We start from the raw sequence: 12,058 nt of genomic DNA, 5'->3' as shown, positions 1-12,058 counted from the left end.
TAACAAGGTATCCCTACCGGAAGGTGGGGATGGATCACCTCCTTTCTATGGAGTACCTTTTGGTACAAATTCGGTTACCAAACAGCAGACGTGTTACTCACTCTTCGGTTTTCAGGGAATAATTTTTTTCATATGGAATATACTAAGGGCCTATAGCTCAGCTGGTTAGAGCGCACGCCTGATAAGCGTGAGGTCAGTGGTTCGAGTCCACTTAGGCCCACCATAAACCCAGTGATATGGGGCTATAGCTCAGCTGGGAGAGCGCCTGCCTTGCAAGCAGGAGGTCAGCGGTTCGATCCCGCTTAGCTCCACCACACGAAACCTTTCCTATTTGGAAGGGTTTTTTCTTTTTATATAGATTGATGCTGATTTATTCAAGAATAATTTTGTCCATTAACCTATAAAGAAATGATTCAATTCTCATCCCAATACCAGAAAACATATTTCTGGTATAGATTTTCGTTATAAATGAGATCTTGTCCATGGGAAGAACTAATTATGTTTGGTTTTATTTTATCAATAATAGCACCACTATCTATATTTTCGTTTATGTCTACGCTAAATTTTTTAACAGGTGGGTGCAAATCAGTTTTACTTGTAATGAAAAGGTCCCCAGCCATAAGAACTTTATCGATTTCGTGATAATAGACAACATGACCTGGACTATGACCAGGTGTTAAATAGTAGGTAATAGGCAAATCATTTAGAATCTGTGCAGATAAGGGTTTTATCATATAAGCTAATTTCGTTTCTTCTACCACTTTTTTATTTGGGTAAGGGATTTCTCCGTTAATATAGGTAAGTTCTTTGGTATGTGCGTATATAGGGATATCAAAGTATTTTAACCATTTTGCTGCTGAATAGCCTGCATTTCTTTTATAAGGGGTAGTCCGAGATAAGTCCAAAAGCGGCACGATAGATAGAAAAAATTGTAAAAAGGGCACAGAGGTCCTTTCCATCAAGCGCTTTCCAACTCTAATTTTAATTTCCCATCAAAAGGTTGGGGTTGATTTTTCAAATCAATGACATAGTCACCAAACCGTTTAATATGTTCGATCAAATAAGGATTCAATGCACTTAGATCCTCTGGGTTCACCGTATACCCTTCTTTTCTTAACTGTCGTATCACTTCTGTTAAATCCACAACATTTTTATCTATCATTTATCATTGTTGCCACTTATGGATTTCCTAAAGGTTAACCGTATCAAATTTAATACACAAGAAAAATGTATTCGACCGCCCTCATGTATTTTTTGAAGGGCGGTCGAACCACTTGCTTGATCATGTAGCAAGTGGTATTTCACCGAGCGTAAACAAGAAATTTCGTTCCCTTGGACTCTTGTTCACCGATGACCTCAAAGCCTAGGTTCTCTGCCAATCTGCGGGAGGGAATGTTTTCTCCCTCAATCCGAAGAATGATTCTCTTGTTCGGATCCGCCTTCTTGATCTTACTGTCGAAGCCGTTCAACACCCTTCCTGTGATACCTCTCCCGCGAAAGGAAAGAGCAATCCAGTACCCGGCCTCTGCACCGTTATAACAGAAGAACCCTGCAGGCCGGCGATTCACCAGGACCATAAATACATCGATGCCTTCTTCAATCTTCAGGAGGATAGGGACCACTGGAGAACCTGCCTGAATTCCATCGTCCTTAAACCACTTCAGTCCATCCTCATCCTGCTGGAGAGAATCCTCCAACTCGTTTCGGAAACGAGAGGAGCACTTCTTCAAAGGACGGAGACGGATTTCCTTGTCCACCTTGAAATCACTGAAACGAGGGAGTAGAAAACCGAACATTCCAAGTCCAATCACTCGATGATGATGTGGCGTAACTAACCCTCATTCTAAATAAATAAAAAGAGAGTGGCAATGAATTAGCCACTCTCTTTTTATTTTATATGTTGATTAAATTGTTTTTTGGGTGGAGCGGCGAGTCGAAACTCAACTCGCCGCTCCTGTTCACTGCGCCGGGATCAGCGTCAGCGGGTGACGAGCGTCACCAGCTTCCGGAGCCTGCCGACGACGACACTGCCATCCGACGGACCCGGCTGCGGGGGGATCGTGTTGATCATTTTTCCTCCAGTGAACTGGAGGAAAAATATTATACAATATTAATTACATTCAATGTGTTACAAATTATAAAAATATTCTTTTTTAAAAAAGAAATCCCGCTCACCTTCTTTTTTATGAATTTCATCCGTTAACACTTGTAAACAGTAATTACAGTATGGGGTACGGAACCGATTCGCACATTGAGGGGCCACTCTGGAAAATATATCTATCTCTGTGGTCGTTTTTGGACTTATCTCGGACTACCCCTTATAGAATTGCGAGCGAGAAAACCCACGGTTTGAATCGTAGGATGAAAGCGAGTGTTGGACGAGGAGAAGGAATTTTCTTTCAGCCGTTCGATCTTTACAAACGGGTATTCGCATGGTGATATATGTATAGTCGCAGCAGACGAAAACCAAGTTGCTTGCGACAAAGAAGAAAGCAACATACGTAAACCGTGGGGCACACGGGGTTAGCTTGGTAATGAAAGACTCATGAGGATATTGTCCCAAGAATCCAACGGCTTTAGCCGTATAGAGTTGTCAAATTACACTTAAAGAAATGGGATTTACCATATTTTATGTTAAAAGACTTGAGCCTTCTTCAACAATCGGGTTGCGTTAGTTGAAGAAGATTTTCCAGAAGGACCTTGCAAGGGTCCTTTTTCTTTTGCTAATAAATCAACAGTGTAGTTTAACATAAGGTTAAAGAAGGAAATGGAAATGGCTAGTTCTCCTTTATTAGTTAAGGACGACCAGTCAGCATTCGAATCAATATATCTGGGTCTGGTTTGATAAATTTTTCATCATTAATTAAATTTAGTGCCATCAATCCAGATTGTACAGTGAGAAAAGAAGTCACGATTTTGTTAGGGTCACCGGGTGCGAATTCACCAAGTTCTTGCCCTTCTTTAAATAGAGGTACTAATTTATCAAAAAGTTCAGTGCCAAGGAAGTGTTCTTTGGCTATATTCTTTAATTTATCAGGTACTTCTTCTGATAAAAGAACTTGGTGGATCAGCAGAAAATAGTATTGCTCTTCTTCTTTAAAATCCAGCATATTTTTAAATTTTTCCAGAGGAGTTGCTGGAGTTTGATACATCTCTTGTATGCCGCTTTCTAATTCTTGTATTGCTCTATGAATAAGAGTCTCTAGAAATTCATCTTTCGATTTGTAGTAATGGTAAAGAAGTCCTTTACTAATACCTGCTTCTGAAGCAATCGTCGATAATTTCGTTCCGATATATCCTTTACGGGCGAAAATTCTCAGTCCTACACCCAATATCTGCTCTATTCGGTTATCGCGGATTTGTTTAAATTGTTCTTCACTTAGAGGGGACATCATATGCATTCCTTTATTTAAATTTATCAATAATATTTATTATAGAGAAAGAAACGCATCAAGACAAAAATGGGTTATTTCTTACTTTCTAAAGCGTTCTTAGCAAGTAAATCTTCTACAGTTTCTTTAATGATTTGATCGAAATTCGTATATTGATAATCGTAAACATCAGGATAGATAGATTCTCTCCTAATCGTTTTTCCTGTCAACGGATAAGCAGAAGCGGCATTTTTATTGAAAAACTTGCCTATCCACATCATATATTTTGGCATTATTTTCGTTGGTGGAGTCAATCCGAGATGGGAAAAGTGACGGTGAATCGCTTTAGGCAAATCTACAAACTTTCCTCTGGCTGCTATGCTGATATGTCGATTTCCATTCGTTTCTTCTTTGTCCATGATCGCTATATGCATGCGTGCACAATCGCGAACATCTACTAAATCTGCTGACATATCTGGCTGCATAGGCTGTTTTCCTTCGGCAATTTCTTTTATCAAATCCTGTGTGAAAGACACCGTTGGCAGACAAGATGGGCCAAAGATAAACACTGGGTTTATTGTTGATAGTTTTACATTATTAGGATTTTGCTGTTTGCCTTGAGCCATGTCCCAAGCAAGTTTTTCTGCGAATGTTTTACTTTGAAAGTATTCACTGATATTTTTGGGGTTTGTCCAATCATTTTCTGTAAAAAGAGTTTTGCTTGCAGGATGTCCAAAAATAATTGCTGATTCAGAGCTAGTAACAACTACTTTATTTACAGTGTTAGATTGAAAGGAAGCCTCTAAGGCATATTTTGTTCCTTTGGTAGCACTTGCAATCAGATTTTTCTCCGTTTTTTTGGCTTGTGGACTCGCAACATGGAAAACCCATTTGCATCCTGCAACAGCCTCTCTCCAGCCTTCTTCTTTTTGTAAATCTGCTTCTACTAATTCAATTCCAGGTAGGTTTTCTTTGATCATTTTTACTTTTTTTGCATCATTTATGTTTCGGATAGTACCTCTTACTCGAAAACCATCCTGCAATAAATATTTCCCAATCCAAGATGCTACATATCCCGTTATTCCAGTAACTAAGCACAAATCATTTTTCTTCATGTTTTTGTATTCCATTGTTTTTCACCCTTTGTATTTTTTGACCGGCCCGACCGTTCAATAATAGAATAGACGATGATTCAAATTGAGTCAAGCATTAATTTATATTTTTTAAAAATTAATTCAGAATGAGCAATAAACCTATCTCAACAAGTGCTTTTTGTCTATAATAAAGGTACCGTCAGAGAGGAGTTCATCATGGAAATGCCCGGACTTGGTAAGACCTCCGCGCATGAGCACATGCTCGAGCTGGCAGCGCTGAACTTGCCAGTGACCATCATCGACCCCGACGAGTACTTGACCCCGCGCTTCAATCTGCCTGTGCGGAGGTTCAAGGACTTGGACGAGTACAAGGAGTACATGAAGTCACTGCCTCGCAGTGAGGATGAGACCCTCGTCTTCGAGTTGAGGGAGCCCACTGAGGCAGAGAAGCAGGCGTGGTCCAAGATGTACGAGTGGCTCGCCGAAGAGTGGGGACTCTGACCTAACCTCTACCTTCCATCAGGAAGGGGGACCAGCTTCCAGTATGGTAGTTGGTCCGGTGAAAATAATAGTAAACAAATAGATTTCTCCCCTTTTACTGATGTGGATGGGGGTTTTTTTATGCTGTAAAAACGAAGAGGGTATAAATAGTGCTCTGACAAAATAGACAAACATTAGATCAATCAATGAAATGCTTTGATCAATATATTAAAATAAAAGGATAAATATCTACTGATCAGTACTATCAAGGAATTGGGATGACTTCGCAAGAATGGACAAACGTGATCATGAAGGACAACCACGGCAAAATCCGTGATGACCTCCAGAAACAATCGGAAACGATTCGAGAAGCTTACGAGAAAGAGAATCGACAAGAACTGGAGCAGATGGTCACGGAAGGAGGGGAAACACTGGCTGAGAATCTGCTTGGGGAATACAACCATTTCCTCCAAGAGCATGGACAGCCTTCACTCGTCTTTAAAGAGCTGGAAATGCTCGCATTGGCGGTAATCTGTACGTGTTTTCTCGAAGCGGTTTCTAAGCTTCTCCAGCTAAAAACGGAGAATAAGAGGGAGCGGAACTGGGTAAAAAGTGAAGTGCACAGTTGTGCAGCAAACACTTCGCAGGCGATTCATTTCGCGTTTGGAGAAATAGCTGTCCCTCGTTACATTGGCAATGGTGTTTCGAGGAATGCTGTACTTCAAGTCGCGAGGGAGTTCTTTGAGGAAGACTCCAATGCTAGGAAGCTTGTCGGAGTGGGTGCCAAATCTTTGGTCAAGTTCTGATCGGTGCCGTTCGTTTCTCATGGGAGAACGAACGGCACGAACTTTTATAAAGGGGTATTTAGTTCTCTACAATGGCCACTGCTTCTATCTCAACCAATAAGTCTGGATCGATAAGCCCTTTGACTTCAATCATACTCGCAACAGGTTGAATTTCTCGAAAAAATTCCCCATGTGCCCTGCCAATCTCTTCCCATTTGGAGATATCCGTGACAAACATTCTCGTTCTTACGACGTCTGAAAGGCTGGCATCTAATTCTTTTAAAGCCCCTTCAATGGTTTGCAGAATAAATTTCGTTTGCTCGTATGCATTTCCGACTCCAACTACTTCACCGTCTTTCATAGCAGTAGTACCTGCTACTTCGATTTGGTCGCCTACCCGGATTGCCCGGCAATACCCTACAACGGATTCCCATGGTGCCCCTGTCAACACTTTTTGTCGCTTCATTATTTTTTCTCCTCTCCCATTATCAACGCAAAAGTTTATTTTTAGGATTCACAATGCTCTCTAATCGATTGTATTCTTCTAGTTTTGCCTTGCTAGCACTTTCTTTGTGCAAATAAATATGTAAGTAGAGATAACGAAAATTGGTGTAAAACTTTAAAAAGAAATTGATTTGCTCTTCCCAGTCATCTTCCAATTCATTTTCGCAGAGATAACCAAACATAAATTTATGTAAAAACTCATGTTTAAAAGAGCTTTGATCGTATTCGGATACATAATCTAGGGCATGATATAGGGCAATGGCAATATCGTATGTATACCAGTGGTATTTCACATGATTCATATCAAAAATAATGAGTTCTCTACTCTTGTTCAGTAAGAAATTTCGATTGCTAAATTCATTATGAATGAGGCCATATGTCTTTTTATTTCGGGCAAAAGTACTCGCTTTTTGGCGCAGTTCAATCCAGCGGTCTTGTACTAATTTAGGAGCGGTAGATAAATCACGGTGATAAATCTCACCTTGATCCCAGTCATCAAAAGGTGTATCTACTTTTTCTAAGTGAAATTTTTTGGAGATCGCATGCATTTTACCCATCTCTTGGCCCCATCGGCTAAATAAGTAATCGTTCCAATGGTTATCATCAATCTTTTCTCCTTCTGCTTTTTCAAACGAAATAGCACAGCAAGGAATAGGGAGGGTGTGGATGACTTCGATGGTGTTTCCTCTCTTGGATAACACATTTTTAGGGATTTGAATGCCATTTTTTCGCAAGTACTGAATCCATTTCATTTCTGATAGCAGCATGTTACGATCTTTGTTGGCAGAGGGAATTAATTTTAGGATGAATTCCTCTCCGTCTCGTTCATATTGAAATACATTTTGGTAAAAGCCGCCGATACAAGAGATAGAAGCTACTGTCCCACGGAATCGCTTGACAGCTTCTTCTACAATATCTTTTTTCCACATTTTGCTCTCATCACCATACTTTCTGAAAGGCGTAATTTGTCTTTCTTATTATATCAAATGCAAAATATTCTTTCGTGTCAGGAAAGAGTAGTCTATAAAAAAACATTCAACCTATACCTTGACCTAAATGTTCGTATATGATTATATTTTTGTTAGAAATAATTCAAGATATGTTCGTTTTTAATAGAATTGGAGGTCTTTATGAATCAACAAATGGAGCGCGTCGTAGTGTTGGATTTCGGAGGTCAATATAATCAACTAATCGCGAGAAGAATTCGCGATTTAGGCGTGTTTAGTGAATTGCTTCCGCATACCACTACAGCGGAAGAACTAAAACAACATAAACCAACAGGAATTATTTTTTCTGGTGGACCCAATAGTGTTTATGAAGAAGGAGCACCAAAATGCGATCCTGCTATCTTTGATCTACAAGTGCCTATTTTAGGTATTTGCTATGGCATGCAAATGATCGCTGCTCAATACGGTGCAAAAGTAGACCGTGCACACAAGAGAGAGTATGGTAAAGCAGAATTAGAGGTAGTGGGAAACAGCAAACTATTTCAAACTTTTGGGGAGAAAGAGCAAGTGTGGATGAGCCATAGTGATGTGCTCTTAGCTCCTCCAGCTGGTTTTGAAGTCATCGGAAGAACGGAGTCTGCTCCAGTTGCTGCTATGATGGATGTGGAAAAACAGCTTTATGCTGTGCAATTTCATCCAGAGGTGCAGCATACCACCAATGGAAATGAAATGCTCAAGCAATTTTTATTTGCTATTTGTGGTTGCAAAGGCGATTGGACAATGGAAACGTTTATGGAAGATGCCATTGCAGATATTCGAAAACGTGTTGGCGATAAACGTGTTCTCTGCGCTCTTAGTGGTGGGGTGGATTCTTCTGTTGTTGCGGCTTTGATCCATAAAGCGATCGGTGATCAACTTACTTGTATGTTTGTCGATCATGGTTTGCTCCGTAAAGGAGAAGCAGAAGGAGTGGTTTCGACCTTCCGTGATCATTTCCATATGAACTTTGTAAAAATCGACGCCAAAGATCGTTTCTTAGGAAAGCTAGCTGGTGTCTCTGATCCAGAGCAGAAACGGAAGATCATTGGAAATGAATTCATTTATGTATTTGAAGAGGAATCTTCCAAGTTAGGAAAACATGATTTCTTAGGACAAGGAACTTTGTACACTGATATCATCGAGTCCGGAACAGCAACTGCTCATACCATCAAATCTCACCACAATGTAGGTGGATTGCCGGAAGAAATGAGTATGGAACTTATTGAACCGCTCAATACTTTATTCAAAGATGAAGTCCGTAAATTGGGTGAAGAACTTGGGATTTCACGTGAAATTGTTTGGCGTCAACCTTTTCCTGGACCAGGTTTGGCCATTCGAGTAATCGGTGAAGTAACCGAACAAAAACTACAAATCGTTCGTGACTCTGATGCTATTTTGCGTGAAGAAATTGCAAAAGCAGGGTTGGATCAAGAAATTTGGCAGTATTTTACTGCACTTCCTGATTTCAAAAGTGTAGGTGTGATGGGAGATGTAAGAACCTATGCATACACGGTTGGAATTCGTGCAGTTACATCTATTGATGGTATGACTGCGGATTGGGCGAGAATTCCTTTTGACATTTTAGAAAAGATATCGACACGGATTGTAAATGAAGTCGATCATGTCAATCGTGTTGTGTATGATATCACCTCCAAGCCGCCTTCCACCATTGAATGGGAGTAAGATAGGTCATTATTATGGAAAAGTAGAGGGATTTCGGAATGACAGAAAAGAAGGCATCAGGTATATCCAGTTTTTTTAAACTAGAAGAACATAAAACGAATATAAGAACCGAAATTTTGGCAGGCGTTACTACCTTTTTTGCAATGGCATATATCATTCTAGTAAATCCAAGTTTTCTGAGTAAAACAGGTATGGACTTTGGGGCAGTGTTTGTCGCTACCTGTTTGGCTTCGGCTCTTGGTTCTTTGCTGATGGGAGTTATTGCAAATTATCCAATAGCACTTGCTCCTGGGATGGGATTAAATGCTTATTTTACTTTTGTAGTTTGTCTTGGTATGGGAATACCATGGCAGAAAGCATTAGGAGCCGTTTTTATTTCCGGCGTTATATTCTTACTGCTGACGGTTACAAAAGTACGAGAGATGATTATTAACTCTATCCCATCCTCTTTAAAATTTGCAGTTTCAGGTGGTATAGGAATTTTTATTGCTTTTATCGGTATGAAAAATGCGGGTTTGATAATTGCGAATGAGGCAACATTTATCGCTTTGAATCCAAAACTTTCTTACGATCCAAATTTATTGCTTACGATCTTTGGACTGGTTCTTACGGTTATTTTAATGCTTCGTAAGGTGACAGGTGCCATTTTTATTGGTATGATAGTAACCGGAATTTTGGGAGTAATCACGGGTCTTATTGCTCCACCAACCGGGGTTTTTTCTATGCCGCCAAGCATAGCACCTACTTTCATGCAGATGGATATTGCAGGTGCACTTGATCTGGGACTATTTACGATCGTTTTCTCCTTTCTATTTGTCGATTTGTTTGATAATGCTGGTACGTTAGTTGGAGTGGCTAATCAAGCTGGATTACTAAAAGACAACAAATTGCCAAAAGCAGGAAGAGCCCTTGTGACGGATTCTGTTGCAACGATGGCTGGTGCCTCAATGGGAACAAGTACTGTCACTTCCTATATTGAATCTGCATCAGGAGTTGCTTCTGGGGGCCGCACTGGACTTACTGCTGTCGTAACGGCTATTTGCCTTGGTTTATCTGTCTTTTTCTTTCCATTGGTGAAAGCTTTTGCATCTGTAGCAGCAATCACTTCTCCAGCTTTGATCATTGTAGGAGTCTTAATGGCAGGTAGTCTAAAAAACATCAAATGGGATGATTTTGTCGTAGCAGTACCCGCCTTTTTGACTATGATCATGATGCCTTTGACATATAGTATCGCTACAGGGATTGCGGTTGGATTTATACTTTATCCGATCTGTCAAGTTGTCGTTGGAAATTGGAAAAAGGTTCATCCGATCATGTATATATTAGCTGTGCTTTTTATCCTTCGCTTTATATATCTTGGAGCTATATAAGCAAAACTCCCTTGTTACCAAGCAAGGGAGTTTTGTTGTATAAAACGAAGTTTTATCTAGTGGCAAATGTTTGATTTGTTCAAATTATTATAGAAAAAGCCTTGACCATATCTTAATAAACTATTAACATTAGCTTTACAAGTAGCTAAGCAACAACCTACTTGGTGAATACTTGACTCACTAGGAGGGTATCAGTTTATGATCAAATCCATTGAAGTGAAGAAAGTAGATTCATTAGGGCCTTACCCATAGGCATTCGTTTTAAAAAGTACTTAACTTGGAAATGGAAACATGCTTCGTGACTTTCTGAGGGGGGATTCTATTGGAGTTCCAAAGCAGTAGTTATCGACAAGCGAAAGGTCCGTATCCTTAGTAATGGTAAGATATAAAGAAGCCACCGGTTCTCGGTGGCTTTTTCTTGTGCATAACGAAAAATACGATGGAAAACCTACCAATAGGGAGGTTTTTTTATGCTTAGTATTCTGCTCAGTTTATGGATTTCTCTTTTTCCTGCCAGTGATCTAGATGAGATAAATCATTTGTTTCATGTACAACAACAAGCTATAAACACAAATAATATGTCCGGTTATGTATCTACTATATATGAAGATGAACATTACAGACAGGAACAAAAAAGATGGTTTAAAGACGCAGTTTCTTTCATCGATCCTAAGTCGTTCCAGATAAAAGTAAAAAAATATCATTTTATCTCTAAAAGCCATTATCATGCAGAGATCATTCACTCATACCGAAAAAATCATAAGCTGTATTCGTTTGTCCGCCCAGTTGAGATGAAAAAAACAAAGCAAGGCTGGAAAGATGCAGATTCACTTGCTTATGAAAGGAAAAAAAGATTTATAACAGTAAAATATAGTGATCGGAATTTACTCCCTGAATCACAAAAAGCTCTGACGATATTATCTCTTGTATCTGAAAAAATGGTTCACAAATATTCATGGAACCCTCGAGTAGTAGAAGTAAAACTGTATCATGATCCAGAAGTTTTCCGACAATCCGTTAAACTATCTTTACCTACATGGGCTGGAGGCTGGAACGAAGCAAAACAATCCATAAAATTAGTGGTAGGAAAATCAGATACAGTGTCTCTTACACACGGGCTTGCTCATGAGTATACTCACCAACTGCTGAGTGATATGACCAATGATAATGCAGCGTACTGGCTGCAAGAAGGAGCAGCGATGTTTTATGAAGCGTGGTTTACCAAAGAAAAACCGGAAATAGAAAAAAACTTTCATCCTTTCGCTATTAGCGAGTTGGAACAGATGAATTTGGAACAATTGCCAGATAATGAAGCATCACGATACTACATCTCTTGTTATATGAGATTCAAAGAAATAGTCCAGCAGCATGGAGAAAAGCAAATCGCAAAGGCATTTCGAGAAATGCGGAATTACCCTTATATCGATGAGGATAGTGCCGTAAAGCAACAAGAAACGAATAAACGAACCCGCCATATTCTTCAAAAAAATAAGTTGTTACCTAACAAAACAAATACATTGGAAGATGCATATTTAAATATGAGTGATAAGAGAGTGCTGTAGAAGATTGCTGTAGAAGAGATAATTAATTCGTCTGGGATATCATTGAATAAAATTATCATATAAAAAAAGTGTTGACTTATAGATGTTGGCCATGTTATAGTATTTCTTGTCGCCGCGACAGTAGCGGAGAGACAACAAAAAGAAGTTGTTCCTTGAAAACTGAAGAGTGAGATCACAAACCTGTTAATTTTTTAAAAGCTAGCAATGAGCAATCAAGCTTTTC

Annotated in this window: 13 protein-coding genes and 2 tRNA genes; 8 read left to right on the top strand and 7 right to left on the bottom strand. The window is 39.5% G+C overall.

The window, feature by feature from the left end; all coding sequences use genetic code 11:
- Positions 1 to 146: 146 nt before the first annotated feature.
- A tRNA-Ile gene (locus MK805_RS17545) sits at positions 147 to 223 on the top strand.
- Positions 224 to 238: 15 nt separating this feature from the next.
- Positions 239 to 314, top strand: a tRNA-Ala gene (locus MK805_RS17540).
- A 99-nt stretch (positions 315 to 413) separates the two neighbouring features.
- Here MK805_RS17540 and MK805_RS17535 read toward each other — a convergent pair.
- From MK805_RS17535 to MK805_RS18085, 3 genes are all read right to left on the bottom strand, one after another.
- Positions 414 to 959: an MBL fold metallo-hydrolase gene (locus MK805_RS17535; RefSeq protein ID WP_240877217.1), complete on the bottom strand. Its 546-nt coding sequence runs from the start codon at positions 957 to 959 to the stop codon at positions 414 to 416.
- Entirely contained in the window at positions 959 to 1,162 is a 204-nt protein-coding gene (locus MK805_RS17530) for a transposase (RefSeq protein WP_240877216.1), read from the bottom strand. The genes MK805_RS17535 and MK805_RS17530 overlap by 1 nt, the downstream gene beginning before the upstream one ends.
- Before the next feature lie 139 nt (positions 1,163 to 1,301).
- On the bottom strand, positions 1,302 to 1,811 hold the full coding sequence (locus MK805_RS18085) for a GNAT family N-acetyltransferase (RefSeq protein WP_240877215.1): 510 nt from the start codon (positions 1,809 to 1,811) through the stop codon (positions 1,302 to 1,304).
- Between the two features lie 86 nt (positions 1,812 to 1,897).
- Here MK805_RS18085 and MK805_RS17520 point away from each other — a divergent pair, with 86 nt between their 5' ends.
- The gene (locus MK805_RS17520; RefSeq protein WP_240877214.1) at positions 1,898 to 2,203 is read left to right on the top strand and encodes a hypothetical protein; all 306 of its coding nucleotides are present in this window, start codon (positions 1,898 to 1,900) and stop codon (positions 2,201 to 2,203) included.
- A 592-nt stretch (positions 2,204 to 2,795) separates the two neighbouring features.
- Here the strand turns inward: MK805_RS17520 and MK805_RS17515 are convergent.
- Positions 2,796 to 3,395 (bottom strand): TetR/AcrR family transcriptional regulator, encoded by a 600-nt coding sequence (locus MK805_RS17515; RefSeq protein ID WP_240877213.1) that lies wholly within the window; start codon positions 3,393 to 3,395, stop codon positions 2,796 to 2,798.
- Positions 3,396 to 3,466: 71 nt separating this feature from the next.
- Complete coding sequence (locus MK805_RS17510) at positions 3,467 to 4,501, bottom strand: NAD-dependent epimerase/dehydratase family protein (RefSeq protein ID WP_240877212.1); 1,035 nt, start codon at positions 4,499 to 4,501, stop codon at positions 3,467 to 3,469.
- 180 nt (positions 4,502 to 4,681) lie between these two features.
- Between MK805_RS17510 and MK805_RS17505 the strand changes: the two genes are divergently transcribed.
- Together MK805_RS17505 and MK805_RS17500 are read left to right on the top strand one after the other, a co-directional pair.
- Entirely contained in the window at positions 4,682 to 4,966 is a 285-nt protein-coding gene (locus MK805_RS17505) for a hypothetical protein (RefSeq protein WP_240877211.1), read from the top strand.
- 257 nt (positions 4,967 to 5,223) lie between these two features.
- Positions 5,224 to 5,751, top strand: a complete 528-nt coding sequence (locus MK805_RS17500; protein WP_240877210.1) for a hypothetical protein — start codon at positions 5,224 to 5,226, stop codon at positions 5,749 to 5,751.
- A gap of 58 nt (positions 5,752 to 5,809) precedes the next feature.
- On the opposite strand, the gene MK805_RS17495 is transcribed toward MK805_RS17500, so the two are convergent.
- Positions 5,810 to 6,196, bottom strand: a complete 387-nt coding sequence (locus tag MK805_RS17495) for a RidA family protein (protein ID WP_240877209.1) — start codon at positions 6,194 to 6,196, stop codon at positions 5,810 to 5,812.
- Positions 6,197 to 6,218: 22 nt separating this feature from the next.
- The gene (locus MK805_RS17490; protein WP_240877208.1) at positions 6,219 to 7,163 is read right to left on the bottom strand and encodes a phosphotransferase enzyme family protein; all 945 of its coding nucleotides are present in this window, start codon (positions 7,161 to 7,163) and stop codon (positions 6,219 to 6,221) included.
- A gap of 201 nt (positions 7,164 to 7,364) precedes the next feature.
- Between MK805_RS17490 and guaA the strand changes: the two genes are divergently transcribed.
- The 3 genes from guaA (at position 7,365) to MK805_RS17475 (ending at position 11,835) form a co-directional block, all read left to right on the top strand.
- Positions 7,365 to 8,903, top strand: a complete 1,539-nt coding sequence (gene guaA, locus MK805_RS17485) for a glutamine-hydrolyzing GMP synthase (RefSeq protein ID WP_240877207.1) — start codon at positions 7,365 to 7,367, stop codon at positions 8,901 to 8,903.
- Between the two features lie 62 nt (positions 8,904 to 8,965).
- Positions 8,966 to 10,273 carry an NCS2 family permease gene (locus MK805_RS17480; protein WP_240877218.1) on the top strand — a complete coding sequence of 436 codons (1,308 nt, stop codon included), beginning with the start codon at positions 8,966 to 8,968 and terminating at the stop codon, positions 10,271 to 10,273.
- A gap of 470 nt (positions 10,274 to 10,743) precedes the next feature.
- Positions 10,744 to 11,835, top strand: coding sequence for a hypothetical protein (locus MK805_RS17475; protein WP_240877206.1), 1,092 nt, complete (start codon positions 10,744 to 10,746; stop codon positions 11,833 to 11,835).
- Positions 11,836 to 12,058: the final 223 nt, after the last annotated feature.

The organism is Shimazuella soli (assembly GCF_022511585.1).
GTDB lineage: Bacteria > Bacillota > Bacilli > Thermoactinomycetales > Thermoactinomycetaceae > Shimazuella > Shimazuella soli.
This window is presented reverse-complemented; position numbering and strand designations above follow the sequence as displayed.

Excerpts from the sequence above, each read along its gene's own strand:
- MK805_RS17535 (WP_240877217.1), bottom strand. The coding sequence starts at position 959 with ATGGAAAGGACCTCTGTGCCCTTTTTACAATTTTTTCTATCTATCGTG.
- MK805_RS17530 (WP_240877216.1), bottom strand. The coding sequence starts at position 1,162 with ATGATAGATAAAAATGTTGTGGATTTAACAGAAGTGATACGACAGTTA.
- MK805_RS17520 (WP_240877214.1), top strand. The coding sequence starts at position 1,898 with ATGTTGATTAAATTGTTTTTTGGGTGGAGCGGCGAGTCGAAACTCAAC.
- MK805_RS17515 (WP_240877213.1), bottom strand. The coding sequence starts at position 3,395 with ATGATGTCCCCTCTAAGTGAAGAACAATTTAAACAAATCCGCGATAAC.
- MK805_RS17510 (WP_240877212.1), bottom strand. The coding sequence starts at position 4,501 with ATGGAATACAAAAACATGAAGAAAAATGATTTGTGCTTAGTTACTGGA.
- MK805_RS17505 (WP_240877211.1), top strand. The coding sequence starts at position 4,682 with ATGGAAATGCCCGGACTTGGTAAGACCTCCGCGCATGAGCACATGCTC.
- MK805_RS17500 (WP_240877210.1), top strand. The coding sequence starts at position 5,224 with ATGACTTCGCAAGAATGGACAAACGTGATCATGAAGGACAACCACGGC.
- MK805_RS17495 (WP_240877209.1), bottom strand. The coding sequence starts at position 6,196 with ATGAAGCGACAAAAAGTGTTGACAGGGGCACCATGGGAATCCGTTGTA.
- MK805_RS17490 (WP_240877208.1), bottom strand. The coding sequence starts at position 7,163 with ATGTGGAAAAAAGATATTGTAGAAGAAGCTGTCAAGCGATTCCGTGGG.
- guaA (WP_240877207.1), top strand. The coding sequence starts at position 7,365 with ATGAATCAACAAATGGAGCGCGTCGTAGTGTTGGATTTCGGAGGTCAA.
- MK805_RS17475 (WP_240877206.1), top strand. The coding sequence starts at position 10,744 with ATGCTTAGTATTCTGCTCAGTTTATGGATTTCTCTTTTTCCTGCCAGT.